A 15,948-nucleotide genomic window follows, 5' to 3' on the forward strand; every position below is an offset into this window, starting at 1 on the left:
CGGTTCGGGCAGCGGGAGGGGTGTGCGGTGGAACTGGAACGTCACGGGGAGTTGGCACCGGTTGTACGGGCGGGACTCGGGGCGGTGGTCGGGGCCGGCGTGCTGGGGCTCGGCCTGTACGCCTCGGCCGCCGAGGACTGGCCCGCGGCGCTGGGCGGCGGCCTGGTGGTGGCGGCCAGCTCGATGATGGTCGGCGGCGGGGCCGGGTTCCTGTTCGGCATCCCCCGACTGCTGACCAGCGGGGCGGCGGCCCAGCCGGCCGATCTGAGCGCCACCTCCACCGGGAGCTACGCGCCGAACACCAACCTGGAGCAGGTCTCCGACTGGCTGACCAAGATCCTGCTGGGCGCCGGGCTGACCCAGATCGGCACCCTGCCGCGCCGGCTGGCGCAGCTCGGCGACGCGCTGGCCCCGGTGGTCGGCGGCGGCAGCGGGGCGTCGGCGTTCGCGGCCTCGCTCGCGGTGTACTTCACGGTGCTCGGCTTCCTCTCCGGCTGGCTGCTCACCCGGCTGCGGCTGGCCCGCGCGCTGTCCACCGCCGACCGGCAGACGCTGGCCGACTCGGTCGGCCAGACCGTCCGCCGGGCCAAGGAGCTGAACTTCACCCCGGCCGAGGTCAGGCGGCTGTTCGAGGCCGAGACCGAGGGCCTGCGGGTACAGGCGCTGGCGCTGTTCCAGGGGCGGCCGGACCACGAGAACCTGCCGCTGGTGATCGGCGCGATCCGAAGCGACCTGTCCGCCTTCGAGCTGCTGCAGGCCCTGCTGGCGGCCCGCGAGGCGGTCCTGCAGCTCCCGCTGACCCCCGAGGAGAAGCGCAGCCTGCGCTTCGCGGTGGAGGACAAGCTGCGCAACTTCCGCACCGCGCCCAAGGATTCGCGCCGCCGGGTGGTCGGTGAGGAGATCCTCAAGAAGCTCCCCGCCCCGGTCCCGAGCCCTGCCCAGGCCAAGTCCTAACGGCCGGCCCGGCGGAGCACCAGCACCCGGCGGGTCCGGCCGTCGCCCGGGCGGGCGAACCGGACGAGCTCGCTGGACACCTGACGCTCCCCCAGGCCGGAGCGCAGCCGCGGCAGGTGCGGGCAGGGGCGGCTGGCGCCGTCGTGCAGCGGGTAGACCCGGACCTCGCCGCCCGGGGCGGTCACCCGGACCAGTTCGAGCAGCCCGGCGAGCTGCCGCTCGGGCGGGAACAGCTCCGGGTAGGCGAACAGCAGGTACGCGCTCAGGGTGAGCGCGAACGAGCCGTCGGCGAACGGGAGCCGGGGCAGCGCGGCAGCCACGTACCGCTCGGGGCGGGCGGCGCTGTCGGCGGCGAACAGCCGGCGGGCCCGGTCCCAGCTGCGCAGGTAGCGCTCGGGCCGCAGGTGCCTGGAGGGCAGGTACCGGTCGGGGGCCGCCGCCAGGTGGGTGGCCATGCTGTCCCGCCCGGCCCTGGCCAGTGCGGTGAGCTCGGGCAGCGGAGCGGCGTACGCGGGGTCGGTGGCGATCACCGTGACGCCGAGCTCGCGGGCCTCGGCGGTCAGTCCGGCCGCGCCGCCGGGGCAGTCCAGGACCGGTCCCGGCAGGGCGGCCAGGGCGGCCCGGGTCAGGCCGAAAAGGCCGCAGTACTCGTCCAGCGGGCGCGAGGTGATCAGCGTGCTGGGGGTGTGCACCGGGCCTCCCGAGGATGCGTCAGGCCCGGTACCGGGGAGCGGTACCGGGCCTGTTCATCGCAGCACGGGAGTGGCGGGGTCGCATCCGGTCAGCGGCCGCCGCACAGCCCCTTGACCGCTGTCCGGGAGACGTTGGTCAGGCCGCGGATCAGCGCCGGGGTCAGGAAGACCAGCACCAGGCCGAGCAGCGAGACGCCCGCGAGGTCGCCGGCCGAGGTGAGGTAGTACTCGTGGTGCACGCCGGCGTCGGTGGTGTAGTCGAAGACCCGGTAGCCCGGCCAGTCGGTGTAGCGGGCGAACACCCAGTGGTAGGCCGGGTAGAGCGCGACCACCCAGCCGGTCACCAGGAAGGTCACGGTGAGGGTGAAGCTCAGGATGCTCCAGGGCAGCATCAGCACCTGGTACAGCGCCGACTTCCAGCCCGCCTTGTCCGCCAGCCGGGCGGTGACGGCCCCCCAGAAACCGGGCCGGGACTGCGTCACCGGAGCGGGTGCGGCCACCTCGGTGGCGAGCAGGGTGCCGGCCCGGTACCGCTCCAGCGCGGCGAAGCCCCGGGAGCCCGAGGTGAGCAGGGCGAGCACCGGCAGCCCGAGCGCGGTGAGCACCAGGCCGAGGCCGAGCGAGAAGAAGGCGACCACGAAGGTGAAGCCGAGGATCGCGATCGGCAGCGAGCCGAGCACGAAGCCGACCTCCCGGTAGGTGGCGGCGGCGAACGGCGCCCGCCAGAACCTCGGGTGCACCCGGCTGCTGCTGTCGCGCTCGGCGTACGGGAAGGTCTGACTGGTCATCACCGGCTCCTCGGTCTGGTTGTCCTGCTCGCTGCCCACCCCTCAAAGGTGCCCGATCGGCGCCGTCGGCGACATGAGGTCCACCGGCGGACCGGGGGTAGGGAGAACCCCACCCCGGTCCGGGCCGAACGGCCTGCGGTCCCGGCACCGGATACCGTACGGGGGTGAACGACGACGACCTCCGGCTCAGCCCGCGTACCCGTGCCGACGACCTGCTCCGGTGGGCGGCCGAGCAGGGTCTCGAGCCCGTCCCGGTGGAGGCGGTCCGGACGGTGCTGGCCCTGCTGGAGCTGGGCGACGGCCGGATGCACGACGGCTGGCCTGAGCTGAGCTCGCCGGTGGTCGAGCAGCTGCTGTACGAGCGGATCTACATGTACGTGCAGCCCGCGTCCGACCCCGGCGCGTACGGGCGGGCGGTCGGGCTGCTGATCGACCATCAGCGGGCCGCCAAGCGGCTGAACGCCAAGCGGCAGGAGCGGCTGCACGCCGAGGTGGACTGGCAGGGCGAGCTGCTCTGCGGGCTGCTCCGGCAGCCGCACCTGGTCACCTGGCCGCGGCTGTACACGCTGCTGCTCCGGGTGGACGGGGTGGACACCGCCGACCCGGCGGCGGTCCGGGCCTGGCTGGACGGCTTCCGCGAGCTGACGGCGGAGCAGCGGGCCGAGGCGTTCGGCGCGCTGACCGAACTGGACGAGATCGACGCCGACGGCGGCTGGGGCCGGCAGCGGCTGATCTCGATCGGGATGGCCACCGACGGCGCCCGGCTACTGCTGGAGAACCGGCTGATGCAGCGCAGCTACCGCAATCTGGCCGGGCTGAACGCGCTCGGCCTGCCGATGCCGGACGAGCTGTCCGGCGACTTCGAGGGCTTCGAGGCCGCGGTGGCCGAGGAGGCGCTCCGGCTGCTGGGCGACTGGACCGTCCCCGGGCTGCCCGCCCTGCTGGTGCACGAGTACCCGGACCTGGCTCCGGAGCCGGGCACCGAGGAGATCGAGGCGTACCTCGCCGAGCAGGCCTCGCAGGCGGAACAGAGCGACTGACGGAGCCGGGCCCGCGCGGTGGCGGGCCCGGTCCGACGGTGCGTCAGGGGTTGATGCCGCGCTCGCGCAGCCAGTCCAGCGGGTCGACCGGGGCGGCGCCGTCCGGACGGACCTCCAGGTGCAGGTGCGGGCCGGTGACGTTGCCGGTGGCCCCGACCTTGCCGAGCACGGTGCCGGGGGCGACCTCGCCCGAGGCGGTGACGATCGCGGAGAGGTGGCAGTACCAGATCTCGGTGCCGTCGGTCAGGGTCTCGATCACCCGGTAGCCGTACGCTCCGGACCAGCCGGCCGAGGTGACGGTGCCCGCGCCGACCGCGGTGACCGGGGTCCCGGTGGCGGCCGCGAAGTCCAGGCCGGTGTGCAGGTGCGACCAGTACGAGCCGGACTGGCCGTAGTGGGCGGTCAGCTCGTAGTTGCTGGTCGGCGCCGTGAACGCGGTGCGCTGCTCGGCCCGCTTCGCCTCGGCCTGCTGGGCGGCGAGCTCGGCCTCCTGGGCGGCCCGCTTGGCCTCCGCCTCCTGGGCCGCGGCCAGCCGGGCGGACTCGTCGGCGGCGGTGCGCTGCCCGTCGGCCTGGAGCTGGATCCGGGCGGCGAGGGCCAGACCGGGGTCGGCGGAGAGCAGGTGCTGCTGCTCGGCCTGCTCGGCGGAGTCGGCGGCCGCGACGGCGGGCGGCTGCGGGGCAGCGGCGGCCGGGCCGGCGGCGAAGGCGGTGGCGCCGAGGGCGGCGGTCATCGCGGTGACACCGATCAGCGGACCGCCGGAGCGGGGCTGACGGGGCATCCGGTGCCTGGCGGCATCCGGGTGGTCCAGCAGCAGCTGGTTGCCCGAGTCGGTACGAGGGTGTGCCTGGGAGTGCGACGACGCCACGGAGGCGCGCTCCTTTCCTTCCTTCTCGCCTACCGGGTTAGCTGACGGGTTCGGAGCAGGAAGGTCTCCTACGACCGGGTTTTGGGACCCGGCCGATTCACCCCAAGGAACGGTGGTTCCCCGGCTCCCGGACCCACCGGTGAAGGCGGGTCCTGAGGATTAGGCGACGGCGCACGGTGCCGTTCTGGTACGGCGTTGCCGACCGCGCTGCGTTATCAAACGTTAATCCTAGGAGCCCATGATTCCAAGCGGCTTGAGAGGTGCAGTCCATATCTTCTGACGACCCGTGACCGGAATGCGGCTTTTGCTCAGCTACTCGGTGACGGTGCGCGACGACCGGTTGAGTATCCGTACTCAGGTGCCCGGCAAGGGAGTTGGAGACCCTCGGAACATGAGCGCTTCGATGCAGCCCCGGACCACCAACGCCTACTACCTGCAGGCCGTCCTGTCCTTCGCCCTGGCCACCGCGGCCCTGGCGATCGGGATCGTCTACCTGCCGGTCGACCCCTGGATGCGCGGCTTCCTGGCGGTCGGCCTGCTCTACGAGATCACCGCGGCGTTCACGCTCGCCAAGGTGATCCGCGACCGCCAGGAGGTCGGCGAGATCGCCAGCCGGGTCGACCAGGCCCGGCTGGACAAGCTGCTCGCCGAGCACGACCCGTTCCGGGTGGACGGGATCTGACCCGGGCTCAGCCCGCTCGGCGCCCGGGCCGGCAACCGATCAGCTGCCGGCCCGCTTGGCGGCATAGGTCTCCCCGCCCGCCGCCCAGTTCTCCAGCGGGATCTCCTCGATCACCACGGTGACCGCCGCCGGGCTCACGCCGGTGATCCGGACGTACGTCTCGGTGAGCTCGCGGGCGATCTCGGCCCGCTGCTCCACGGTCCGACCGGCCAGCTGCTTGACGTTGATGAACGGCATGACGACCCCTCAGGTTCGGTGCGGTGCGATCACTCGCACGCTATCCCACCGCTTTCCGACTCCGGACACCCCTTGACGGCTAAGGCTATTAGCCTTAGCTTTATGGACATGACGCAGACGCTGACCACCCAGTACCTGGATGTCCCCGGCGGCCGACTGGCCTACGACGACACCGCCACCGAGACCGGCCTGCCGGTCGTCCTGCTCCCCGGCATGCTCGACTCCCGCGCGGTGTACCGGCACCTGCGCCCGCTGCTCACCACCGCCGGCCACCGGGTGATCACCCTGGACCTGCGCGGTTTCGGCGAGTCCTCGATCGCCTGGGACGACTACTCCCCCGCCGCGATCGCCCAGGACACCCTGGCCCTGCTCGACCACCTGGGCATCGAGCGGGCCGCCCTGGTCGGCAACTCCTACACCGGCGCCACCGTGGTCAAGGCCGCCACGCTCGCCCCCGAGAGGGTGGCCGGCATCGCCCTGATCGACGCCTTCATCGAGAACCTGCCGCCGACCGCCGTCCAGCGCGCCATGGTCAAGGTGCTCGGAGCCCTGGTGGTGCAGTTCCCCGCCGCCTGGGGCGCCTACCTCAAGAAGGCCCACCCGAGCGGCGGCCCCGCCGACCTCGCCGAGTACCGGGCGGCGGCCGTCGCCGCCCTGCGCACCCCCGGCCGGAAGGTCGCCACCCGCGGGCAGGTGAACGGCGACTCCGCGCCGATCGGCTGGACCGCCGGGGTGACCCGCCCGGCCCTGGTCCTGATGGGCAGCCAGGACCCGGACTTCCCCGACCCGGCCGTGGTGGCCGACCGTCAGGCGGCGGCACTGAAGGCCCGTAAGGTGATGATCGACGGTGCCGGGCACTACCCGATGGCGGAGTTCCCGCAGGCCACCGCCGACGCCCTGCTCCCCTTCCTGCACGAGGTCGCCTGATGCCGAGGGCCGGACTCACCCCCGCCGCCGTGGTCGATCACGCCCTGGAGCTGATCGACGCCCAGGGCCCCGAGGCCCTCACCCTGGCCGCCGTGGCCGGCCGGGCGGGTGTCGCCACCCCCTCGCTGTACAAGCACGTCACCGGCGGCCTGACCGAACTGCGCCGGCTGATCGCCGTCCGGGTCACCGAGGAGCTGGCCGAGCGGCTGGCCGCGTCCGTGCTCGGACTCGGAGCCGACGGGGACGAGGCGATGACCGCCCTGCTGAACGCCTACCTGGACTACGCCGAGCAGCACCCGCGCCGGTACGCGGCCCTGCCGCAGGCCCCCGATCCGGACCGGGACCTGACCCAGGCCGCCGCCCGGCTGGTCGGGGTGATCATCGCGGTGCTGAACGGCTACGGCCTGACCGGCGAGGAGTCGGTGCACGCCGCCCGGGCGGTCCGTTCGACGGCGCACGGTTTCGCCTCGCTCTCGGCGGGCGGGGCGTTCCAGCTGGCGGCGGACCTGACGGTGACTCGGCAGCGGCTGATCCGGGTTCTGGTGGAGGGCTTGCGGGCCTGGCCCCAAAAGGGATAAACCTCAGTTCGTCGGAACGGTATCCGTTCGGGTGGTTTTCGAGACCATTCCGTCGCCGTTGCCCGCCGACACTGGCAGTCTGCAGGCAGCTCGCCTGGCACCAGCACGAAGGATGTGGGCAGATGACGCAGACCGCACGGACGGCCCGCCCCACCACCGCTCACGTTCCCGTCCAGCGCACCCCGGTCGCCGCGCCGGCCGCCCCGGCCGCCGTCGCCGCACCGGAGCCGGGCACCGCCCGCCGCCTCCTGCAGATCCTGCTCGGCGCCCGCTCGCTGCGTCCGGTCGCCGCCGGAGCCCAGTACTCGTACGGCGAGTGCGACGGCCAGTGAGGCCGATCGGCCGCCAATAAAAGGTATGAACCGGACATCTGACGCTAGATTGGGCTGACGGAAGGTCAGCCCCGGCGGAGGTCAGGTGCCCGCAGTCACCACGATGGCCCGGCAGTTCGCCGGGCGGCTGCGGCGTGGCCCGGCCGGCCGCTGGTCCAACCAGCTGCTGGACGGCGACCCGGCCGCCGAGAAGGCCGCGCTCGGTCTGCTGCTGGTCCTGGTCGCGGTGCTCTCGCTGCTGGCCATCGCCGCCCCGACCGGCTGCCCGCCCTCCGCCCTGGTCCTGCCGCTGATCCTCGGTGGCTTCCTGCTGCACACCCGGCGCCAGGTCGGCCTGCTGGCCGGGGTCGGACTCGGCCTGCTCGCCTGCTGGTGGCTGCGCGAACCGTTCGGGGTGACCCCCGGCTCCGCCTGGGTGGTCGGCACCTCGGCCCTGGTGGTGCTGCTGACCTCCCGTTACCGCAGCCGGCTCGGGCTGCGCGGCTCCCGGGGCGACTCGATGCTGCTGGAACTCTCCGAGCGCACCACCGCCCTCGGCCGACTGCCCGACCGGCTGCTGGACTGGCGGTTCCACCAGGCCCTCGCCCCCGTCAGCGGCACCTTCTTCTCCGGCGACTTCCTGCTCTCCGCGCACCGCCCCGACCGGGACCTGCTGGAGGTCCTGTTGGTGGACGTCTCCGGCAAGGGCAGTCGGGCGGCGGCCCGGTCGATGCACCTGTCCGGCGCCTTCGCCATGCTGCTCGGCTCGGTGCCGCCGGAGTCCTTCCTGCCCACCGCCAACGACTTCCTGGCCAGGCTCGACCGGGACGAGGAGTTCGCCACCGCCGTCCACCTCGCCCTGCACCCCTCGAACGGCGGCTACCGCCTCTTCACCGCGGGCCACCCGCCGGCCGCCCAGTACCGTCGCGAGTCCGGCGGCAGCTGGCTGCTGGTCGGCGACGGCGGCCCGGCCCTCGGCATCCTGCCCGGCGCCCCCTACCCAGCCACCGTGGGCCGGCTCGCGCCCGGGGACTCCCTGCTGCTCTACAGCGACGGCCTGGTCGAGGTCCCCGGCGAGGACATCGACGACGGGATCGCCCGGCTGCTCCGGGCGGCGGCGCCGCTGCTCCGCTACGGCGGCGGCGACCCGGCCGCGGAACTCCTCGGCACGGTGGCCCGCAACGTCGCGGACGACCGGACGCTGGTCGTGCTCCGGCGCCTCGGCGCAGGCAACTGACTGCCGAAAGTTGCACTCACTGCGAAAGTGCCTACCCATCTACGCACGGATCACCTTGTATGAGGTCGGCGTCGCAGTTCCCCGAGCCCCTGTCTTCCGAACCTTGTGCCGAGAGTGTCCGGAGCCGCCGAATGAGGGGTGAGCAAATAGGATGTTCACCATTACCCAGGGCTGATGAGCGAGCGGAAGGGCGGGGCTTCCGATGGACCTGACCTCGCCATGGCTGCCGCCGGAGGACGAGACCCGGGTGCAGGGTTCGCGGACGTCGATGCGGTGCGTGCGGCTGCTGCTCCGCAGTGGGAGTGCCACCGAGCTGCTGGGCACCATCCTGGCCGAGGGGCCGGGCTGGATCACCGGTGAGGGTTCCGCGCTGTACCTGATCGATGCCGAGGGCATGTTGCGGCTGGCGGCCTCGCACGGCCTGCCGGAGTGGGCGCACGAGCACTACAGCCTGGTGGACCCGGCGTCCGACCTGCCCGCGGCGCTCGCGCTGCGCCGCCGCGAGACGGTGCTGCTCAGCCCGGAGCAGACCAGCACGGATTACCCGAACACGCTGGCGGGCCGGGGCACCGGGCTGGTCGCGCTGGCGGTCATGCCGCTGGTGGTGGACGGGGTCGCGATCGGGGTGCTGGCCCTGGCGCTGGCCCATCGGGGCACCGTGCCGCGCCGCGACATCGACGTGTTGGAGACCCTGGCGGAGGCCGTCGCGCACCGGTTGTCCCATCTGATCGACCACGTCCAGGCCGCCGAGCACCACCTGCCGCCCGGCGTCCGGGCCGGCGGGGTGCCGACCCGGCAGCCGGTGCTGGCGCTGGCGGCGCTGGCCGCCGGGGCGGGGGCGTTCGACCGGGACCTGGTCACCGGCGAGACCGCGTGGGACGCCCGGGCGTACCGGCTGTTCGGGCTGGACGCGCCGCCGGAGGCGGAGACCGCGCCCGCGCCCGACCTGGCCAAGCTGGTGCACCCCGAGGACCTGCCGGATCTCCAGGCGGGCATGGCCGAGGCGCTCGCCTCGGGCGGCCCGTACCGGCTGCGCTACCGGGTCCGGCGGGACGACGGGAGCAGCGTGCAGGTGCAGGAGGACGGCGAGGTGATGCTCGACACCCACGGCCGCCCGGTGCGGGTGGCCGGCCTGCTGAGCGACCGTCAGCGCACCGGCGGGGCCGCCGATCCCGACCCGGGAGCCTCCGACGGGCCGGTCGCGGGTGCCAGGTCGGCGCTGCTGCTGGCGCTGACCAGGACGCTGTCCCGGGCGGTCAGCGTCCGGGACGTCACCACCGCGATGACGGACATAGCCAGGCCCGCGCTGGGCGCGGCCAGCCTGGTGCTCGACCTGGTGGACGAGGGTCGGCTGCTGCCGGTCTCGCACACCGTGTTCGGCGGCCCGTACCGGACCGAGCTGAGCCGGCTGCACGATCTCTCGGCCGGGGTGATGCAGTCCGCGCTGGCCCGGGCCGTCCCGCTGTTCAGCGAGCCGGGGCAGCGGGCCACCGGCAATCCGCTGGCCCCGGCGGCCTGGGCGGTGCTGCCGCTGGTGGCGTCCGGGCGGCAGGTCGGGTCCTGCCTGATCACCTTCGCCACCGAGCGGGCCTTCAGCCGGGAGGACCGCACCATGTACTCGGCGTTCGCGGGCATCCTGGCCCAGTCGCTGGAGCGGGCCAGGCTGTACGACACCCACCACTACCGGGCCACCGAGCTGCAGCGGGCGATGCTGCCGCGCAGCCTGCCGAAGCTGCCCGGGGTGTCGACCGCCGCGCGCTACCTGCCGAGCACCGAGGGGATGCAGATCGGCGGCGACTGGTACGACCTGATCCCGCTGCCGGACGGCCGGATCGGGCTGGTGATCGGCGACGTGCAGGGGCACAACGCCGAGGCCACCGCCGTGATGGGCCAACTCCGCAGCGGGCTGCGGGCGTACGCCACCGACGGGCACGACCCGGCGGCGACCCTGACCAGGACCAGCCGGCTGCTGTCCGAGCTGGACACCGACCTGTTCGCGACCTGCCTCTACCTGACGCTTGACCCGGTCACCGGGCAGCTCGACGGGGCCAGGGCCGGGCACCCGCCGCCGGTCCGGATCACCGGGCACCGGGCGGTCGAGCTGGAGCTGCCCGGCGGCCCGCCGCTGGGCGTGGACCCGTCCGGGGACTACCCGCTGACGGTGGGTCGGCTCGCCGAGGGCGAGACCCTGCTGGTGTACACGGACGGCCTGGTCGAGGACCGGGGCGAGGACTACGACGACTCGGTGCAGCGGATGATCGGCGGCCTGGAGCTGTGGAGCCGCCGGACCGGCGGGGCGCAGCGGGCCGGTGCCGACGGCGTGCTGGGCGAGCTGGCCGACCTGCTGACTCTGAACGTGACCGAACGGCACTCCCGGCCGGACGACGTCGCGCTGCTCCTGCTGCACCGGACCTTGCCCGCCGACTGAAACTACTTGCCGGTAACGAGAGTTGACGGTACACGGCCGCCCACCTGCGGTTTCCGGGCGCCGAGCGGGCGGTCCTCACACAATTTGACCGGATCAGATCACTGAACGTCAGATACGTTCATACTTCCGTAGGATCACCACCCTAGAATTCGCCGCGTGACGATGACTCAGTGGTTCGGTGCGGCCCTCGCTGCCATCGCCGTTCTCGCCCTCCTTGCCGCCGCCCGGTACCACGCGGTCAGCCGCACCCTGCGGTCCGGGCTGGCCGAGAGCGAGCGGGCGAACGTCGAACTCCGCGAGCAGGTCCGGGTGGAGGCCGAGCGCCGGAGCACCGAGAGCGCCGCCGTCCAGCAGGAGCAGGAGCTGAACTCCTCCACCCAGCGGGCCTTCCTCAGCGTGGCCCGTCGGATCCTGGTGATGGCGCACGACCAGCAGGCCGGGCTGGACGAGATGGAACGCACCCACGACGACCCGGAGTTGCTGGAGGGCCTGCTCCGGGCCGACCACGCGGCCGCCCAACAGGCCAGGCTGGCCCAGACGCTGGCCGTGCTCTGCGGCGCCCGGGCGGGCCGGCACTGGCCCGAGCCGGTCGCGCTGGAGGACGTGGTGCGCGGCGCGCAGTCCCGCATCCTGCCGTTCCAGCGGGTGGTGATCAGCAGCCGGACCGAGACCGCCGTGGTCGGCGCGGCCGCCGAGGCGCTGATCCACGCGGTGGCCGAACTGCTGGACAACGCCACCCGCTACTCCCCGCCCAGCACCCAGGTCTTCGTCACCCTGATGCCGGTGCACAACGGCGCCGTGATCGAGATCGACGACGCCGGCGTCGGCATGCCCGAGCACGCGATCCAGAAGGCCGCCGCCGCCCTGGCCGGCGGCTCGGAGCTGGAGGTCTCCCGGCTCGGCGAGGTCCCGCAGCTGGGCCTGGCGGCGGTCGGCCGGCTGGCCGAGCAGTACGGCTTCCGGGTCACCCTCAGCTCGGCGCCCTCGCCGTACGGCGGGGTCCGGGTGGTGGTGCTGCTGCCGACCGCGCTGCTCACCGAACCGCTGCCGACCCCGACCGCGCCCTCCACCGAGCGGCGCGCCCTGCCCGACCGGCCGCCCGCCGCCAGGACCGGCCAGGGCGGGCTGCCCCGCCGGGCCAACCGGCGCGGCACCGGCGCCGAACCCCCGGCCACCAGCTTCGGCGGTACCCCCGTGCCGTCGCGCACGGCCCGGGAGGCGCAGACGTTCATGTCGCTCTTCCAGGCCGGCACCGCCAGCGGCCGGTCGGCCGCGCGGCACCAGCAGGACCAGTACCCCGACTTCCCCCAACCCCAGCGCTCCGGAGACTCCCATGACCCCGAATCCTGACCTCGGCTGGCTGCTCGCCGACATCGTCACCGTCCCCGAGGTGCAGCACGCCATCGTGGTGTCCAACGACGGTCTCGAGATCGGTCGCAGCGAGCGGATCGCCCGGGACGACGCCGAGCGCCTGGCCGCCGCCTGCTCCGGCCTGCAGTCGCTGGCCAGGGGCGTGGCGCACGGCTTCGGCGGCCCGCAGAGCAGCACCCGGCAGATCATCGTCGAGTACGGCGGCGGCTACCTGTTCGTGGTGGCGGCCGGGGCCGGGGCGCACCTCGCGGTGGTGACCGGCGAGGCGGTGGACGCGGGCCTGGTGGCGTACCAGATGCAGGTGCTGGTCGAACGGATCGGCAGCCACCTGACCAGCCCGCCCCGGGCCGAACACGCGGCCGGGGGCGCCAGGTGAGCGGCCCGCTGAACGGGCGCGGCGGGGTGGTCGCATGAGCGGCCCGGTCCGGCCGTACGTGATCACCGGCGGGCGGAGCCGCCCGAGCCGGAACGTGCTGGCCCTGGAGAGCCTGGTCGCCACCGTGCCCGGCCACACCCCGGAGCCCGCCGGGCTGAACCGGGAGCAGCAGCGGATCCTGACGATCTGCCAGGAACTGCTCTCGGTCGCCGAGATCGCTGCCCACCTGCGGCTCTCGCTCGGCGTGGTCAAGGTGCTGATCGGCGACCTCTGGGACCTCGGCGCCGTCCTGGTCCGTCCCCCCGTGCCGCAGGCCGAGCGCCTGCCCGCCACCCTCCTGGAGGAGGTGCTCCTTGGCCTCCGCCAACTCCGCTGAGCCCCGGCCCGCCTATCTGCCCGACACCGTGCAGAGCGCCGTGAAGATCCTGGTCACCGGACCGTTCGGGGTCGGCAAGACCACCCTGGTCGGCTCGCTCAGCGAGATCGCCCCGCTGCGCACCGAGGAGACCATGACCGCCGCCGGGGCGGGCGTGGACGACCTGACCGGACGGCCCGACAAGACCACCACCACGGTGGCCCTGGACTTCGGCCGGATCACCCTCAACTCCCGGCTCGCGCTCTACCTCTTCGGCACGCCGGGCCAGCAGCGGTTCTGGCCGCTCTGGGAGGACCTCTCGCGCGGGGCGCTGGGAGCGATCGCGCTGGTGGACGCCCGGCGGATCGAGGAGAGCTTCGACGTCCTGGGGCAGTTGGAGGAGCAGCGGATCCCGTTCGCGGTGGCCGTCAACACCTTCCCGGACAGCCCGGACCACCCCGAGGAGGAGCTCAGGGCGGCGCTCGACCTGCTGCCCGAGGTCCCGATCCTCAAGTGCGACGCCCGGGACCGCCGGGCCTCGTACGACGTCCTGATCGACTTCGTCGACCACCTGCACTCGACCGCGGTACTGGAGCTCCAGCGATGACGACCCCTCAGCCGCAGACGGCCGCCGCGGTGCCCCCGCCCGGCTGCCCGGCGCACCGGCCGGCGGCTCTTTTCGGCGCCGCGGTGGCCGAGGACCCGCACGGTCTGTACGCCCGGCTGCGCGAGCAGCACGGCCCGGTGGCGCCGATCGAGCTGGAGCCGGGCGTGGAGGCCTGGCTGGTGCTCGGCTACCCCGAACTGCTCGAACTCACCCGGAACGAGCAGCTGTTCTCCAAGGACTCGCGCCGCTGGCGGGTGCCGGCCGAGGGCCGGCTGAAGCCGGACTCCCGGCTGCTGCCGATGACCTCCTGGCGGCCCACCCTGCTCAACCTGGACGGCGCCGAGCACCAGCGGCTGCGGGCGGCGGTCTCCGAGACGCTGGCCCGGGTCGACCACCGGCAGCTCCGGCAGGCCACCGAGGCCGCGGCCGACACCCTGATCGACGGCTGGGGCCCGGACGGCACCGCCGACCTGATCGCCCAGTACGCCCGCCGGCTGCCGCTGATGGTGTTCACCCAGCTGATCGGCCTGCCGGCGGCGGCCGGGCCGCACATCGTCGAGCTGATCAGCCACTTCGTGGACAGCAGCGACAAGTCGGTGCGGGCCAACGCCGAGTTCCAGGCGATCCTGCTCGACCTGGTCCGGCAGCGCCGCGAGCGGCCCGCCGCCGACCTGACCTCCTGGCTGCTGGCCCACCAGGCCGCGATGACCGACGAGGAGGCGGTGCACCACCTGGTGGTGATCATGGTCGCGGGCAACGAGACCACCATCAACTGGACCGGCAACACGCTCCGGCTGCTGCTCACCGACCGCCGGTTCCGAGCCACCCTGACGGGTGGTCGGCTGACCGTCTCGGACGCCCTCGACGAGGTGCTCTGGCGGGACCCGCCGACCCAGAACTTCCCCGGCCGCTGGGCCACCGGCGACACCGTGCTCGGCGGCCAGTACATCAGCGCGGGCGACATGCTGGTGCTCGGCCTGGCCGGTGCCAACGCCGACCCCTCGGTGCTCACCCCCGACGGCGTCGGCGGCAACCGGGCACACCTCGCCTGGGGCGCGGGCAAGCACGTCTGCCCGGCCCAGCAGCCCGCCCGGCTGATCGTGGAGACCGCGGTGGAGACCCTGCTGCACCGCCTGCCCGATCTCCAACTCGCCGTCCCCGGCCACGAACTGGCCTGGCGTCCGTCCCCCTGGTCGCGAGCCCTGGTCTCCCTGCCGGTGCTCTACAGCGCCTTCACGCCGCCGCGCACTCCCCCCTCCGAAAGGCCCGCATGGACGCCTCCGTCGCCCCCATCCGTCTCGACCCCTTCGGAGGCGACCAGCACGCCGAGAACGCCCGCCTCCGGGCGGCCGGGCCCGCGGTCCTGGTGGAGCTCCCTGGCGGGGTGGTGGTCTGGGCGATAACCCGGCACGACACCCTCCAGACCCTGCTGAACGACCCCCGGGTCGGCAAGAACCCCCAGCTCTGGACCACCTTCCGGGAGGGCCGCCTGCCGCAGGGCTGGCCGCTGCTCAACTTCGTCACGGTGCCGGGCATGGTGACCGCCGACGGCGAGGACCACCGGCGGCTGCGCGGGCTGGTCACCCAGGCCTTCACCCCGCGCCGGATCGCCGAACTCGCCCCCGCGATCGAGGCCAGGGCCGCGCTGCTGCTCGACGAAGTCGCGTCGCTGGAGGGCGACTTCGACCTGCGGGAGCACTTCGCCTACCCGCTCCCGATGCAAGTGATCGGCGAACTGCTCGGCCTGCCGCCCAAGCAGCAGGACGAGCTGCACGAGCTGTCCAACACCCTGGTCTCCAGCTCGGCCACCCCCGCCGCCGCGGTCGCCGCGCAGCAGGGCCTGTTCGCGCTGCTCGCCTCGGTGGTGGCGGCCAAGCGGGCCGAACCGGGCGACGACCTGACGACGGATCTGATCGCCGCCCGGGCCGACGACGACCGGCTCACCGAGCAGGAGCTGGTCGGCACCCTGCTGCTGATGCTGATCGCCGGGCACGAGACCACGCTCAACCTGATCACCAACGCGGTCCGGGCCCTGCTCGCCCACCCGGCGCAGCTCGCGGCCGTGCTGGACGGGACGTACTCCTGGGCCGCGGTGGTCGAGGAGACGCTGCGGTACGACTCGCCGGTCGGGCAGTTCCCGCTGCGGTACGCGACCGAGGACATCGAGGTCGGCGAGGTGACCATCCGTCAGGGTGAGGCGCTGATCGCCTCGTACGCCTCGGCCGGCCGCGACGAGGAGCACTTCGCGGACGCGGACCGGTTCGACCTCGCCCGCAAGCCCGCCAAGCACCTCTCGCTCGGCCACGGCCCGCACTTCTGCCTCGGCGCCGGGCTCGCCCGCCTGGAGGCGGAGACGGCGCTGCGGCAGCTCTTCACCCGCTTCCCCGCACTCCGCCTGGCCGACGGGGCCGTCACTGAGCCGATCGCGTCGTTCGTCAGCAACAGCGTGAAGACCTTGACGGTCCGCACCAGCTGAGACCTGGGGGGAGTGCAACTT

At 73.5% G+C, this 15,948-nt stretch carries 18 protein-coding genes and 1 riboswitch; of the genes, 14 read left to right on the plus strand and 4 right to left on the minus strand.

Annotated elements, in window-relative coordinates:
• Positions 1–27: 27 nt before the first annotated feature.
• Positions 28–954 (plus strand): hypothetical protein, encoded by a 927-nt coding sequence (locus F4556_RS15790; protein WP_184915872.1) that lies wholly within the window; start codon positions 28–30, stop codon positions 952–954.
• On the opposite strand, the gene F4556_RS15795 is transcribed toward F4556_RS15790, so the two are convergent.
• Both F4556_RS15795 and F4556_RS15800 read right to left on the minus strand, forming a co-directional pair.
• Positions 951–1,646: a class I SAM-dependent methyltransferase gene (locus tag F4556_RS15795; RefSeq protein WP_184915875.1), complete on the minus strand. Its 696-nt coding sequence runs from the start codon at positions 1,644–1,646 to the stop codon at positions 951–953. The two genes, F4556_RS15790 and F4556_RS15795, sit on opposite strands and share 4 nt — an antisense overlap.
• 89 nt (positions 1,647–1,735) lie before the next feature.
• Positions 1,736–2,473 (minus strand): sensor domain-containing protein, encoded by a 738-nt coding sequence (locus F4556_RS15800; RefSeq protein WP_184915878.1) that lies wholly within the window; start codon positions 2,471–2,473, stop codon positions 1,736–1,738.
• Between the two features lie 125 nt (positions 2,474–2,598).
• Between F4556_RS15800 and F4556_RS15805 the strand changes: the two genes are divergently transcribed.
• Positions 2,599–3,474: a hypothetical protein gene (locus F4556_RS15805; protein ID WP_184915880.1), complete on the plus strand. Its 876-nt coding sequence runs from the start codon at positions 2,599–2,601 to the stop codon at positions 3,472–3,474.
• A gap of 43 nt (positions 3,475–3,517) precedes the next feature.
• On the opposite strand, the gene F4556_RS15810 is transcribed toward F4556_RS15805, so the two are convergent.
• Entirely contained in the window at positions 3,518–4,342 is an 825-nt protein-coding gene (locus F4556_RS15810; protein WP_313068319.1) for a M23 family metallopeptidase, read from the minus strand.
• Between the two features lie 11 nt (positions 4,343–4,353).
• A riboswitch (cyclic di-AMP (ydaO/yuaA leader) is annotated at positions 4,354–4,518 on the minus strand.
• Positions 4,519–4,733: 215 nt separating this feature from the next.
• On the opposite strand from F4556_RS15810, the gene F4556_RS15815 reads away from it, so the two are divergent.
• Positions 4,734–5,024 (plus strand): YiaA/YiaB family inner membrane protein, encoded by a 291-nt coding sequence (locus tag F4556_RS15815; RefSeq protein WP_184915883.1) that lies wholly within the window; start codon positions 4,734–4,736, stop codon positions 5,022–5,024.
• A 39-nt stretch (positions 5,025–5,063) separates the two neighbouring features.
• Here the strand turns inward: F4556_RS15815 and F4556_RS15820 are convergent, their stop codons facing one another.
• Positions 5,064–5,261 carry a tautomerase family protein gene (locus tag F4556_RS15820; RefSeq protein ID WP_184915886.1) on the minus strand — a complete coding sequence of 66 codons (198 nt, stop codon included), beginning with the start codon at positions 5,259–5,261 and terminating at the stop codon, positions 5,064–5,066.
• Between the two features lie 102 nt (positions 5,262–5,363).
• Here F4556_RS15820 and F4556_RS15825 point away from each other — a divergent pair, with 102 nt between their 5' ends.
• From F4556_RS15825 to F4556_RS15870, 11 genes are all read left to right on the plus strand, one after another.
• Positions 5,364–6,188: an alpha/beta fold hydrolase gene (locus F4556_RS15825; protein WP_184915889.1), complete on the plus strand. Its 825-nt coding sequence runs from the start codon at positions 5,364–5,366 to the stop codon at positions 6,186–6,188.
• Positions 6,188–6,766: a TetR/AcrR family transcriptional regulator gene (locus F4556_RS15830; protein ID WP_184915892.1), complete on the plus strand. Its 579-nt coding sequence runs from the start codon at positions 6,188–6,190 to the stop codon at positions 6,764–6,766. Before F4556_RS15825 ends, F4556_RS15830 begins: the two co-directional genes overlap by 1 nt.
• Before the next feature lie 122 nt (positions 6,767–6,888).
• On the plus strand, positions 6,889–7,098 hold the full coding sequence (locus tag F4556_RS15835) for a hypothetical protein (RefSeq protein ID WP_184915895.1): 210 nt from the start codon (positions 6,889–6,891) through the stop codon (positions 7,096–7,098).
• Between the two features lie 85 nt (positions 7,099–7,183).
• Positions 7,184–8,314 (plus strand): PP2C family protein-serine/threonine phosphatase, encoded by a 1,131-nt coding sequence (locus F4556_RS39450; RefSeq protein WP_184915898.1) that lies wholly within the window; start codon positions 7,184–7,186, stop codon positions 8,312–8,314.
• Between the two features lie 202 nt (positions 8,315–8,516).
• On the plus strand, positions 8,517–10,742 hold the full coding sequence (locus F4556_RS15845; protein ID WP_184915901.1) for a SpoIIE family protein phosphatase: 2,226 nt from the start codon (positions 8,517–8,519) through the stop codon (positions 10,740–10,742).
• Between the two features lie 162 nt (positions 10,743–10,904).
• The gene (locus tag F4556_RS15850) at positions 10,905–12,092 is read left to right on the plus strand and encodes an ATP-binding protein (RefSeq protein ID WP_246511564.1); all 1,188 of its coding nucleotides are present in this window, start codon (positions 10,905–10,907) and stop codon (positions 12,090–12,092) included.
• A complete protein-coding gene (locus F4556_RS15855) occupies positions 12,076–12,489 on the plus strand; it encodes a roadblock/LC7 domain-containing protein (RefSeq protein WP_184915906.1) in 414 nt (137 codons plus the stop codon). The genes F4556_RS15850 and F4556_RS15855 overlap by 17 nt, the downstream gene beginning before the upstream one ends.
• A 34-nt stretch (positions 12,490–12,523) precedes the next feature.
• A complete protein-coding gene (locus F4556_RS15860; protein WP_184915909.1) occupies positions 12,524–12,865 on the plus strand; it encodes a DUF742 domain-containing protein in 342 nt (113 codons plus the stop codon).
• Positions 12,843–13,451, plus strand: a complete 609-nt coding sequence (locus F4556_RS15865) for a GTP-binding protein (RefSeq protein ID WP_184915912.1) — start codon at positions 12,843–12,845, stop codon at positions 13,449–13,451. Before F4556_RS15860 ends, F4556_RS15865 begins: the two co-directional genes overlap by 23 nt.
• Positions 13,448–14,854, plus strand: coding sequence for a cytochrome P450 (locus tag F4556_RS38220; protein WP_246511029.1), 1,407 nt, complete (start codon positions 13,448–13,450; stop codon positions 14,852–14,854). Before F4556_RS15865 ends, F4556_RS38220 begins: the two co-directional genes overlap by 4 nt.
• Positions 14,818–15,927 carry a cytochrome P450 family protein gene (locus F4556_RS15870; protein WP_313068320.1) on the plus strand — a complete coding sequence of 370 codons (1,110 nt, stop codon included), beginning with the start codon at positions 14,818–14,820 and terminating at the stop codon, positions 15,925–15,927. Before F4556_RS38220 ends, F4556_RS15870 begins: the two co-directional genes overlap by 37 nt.
• The last annotated feature ends 21 nt before the right edge of the window (positions 15,928–15,948 follow it).

Origin of the sequence: Kitasatospora gansuensis, from assembly GCF_014203705.1 — a bacterium.
Lineage (GTDB): Bacteria > Actinomycetota > Actinomycetes > Streptomycetales > Streptomycetaceae > Kitasatospora > Kitasatospora gansuensis.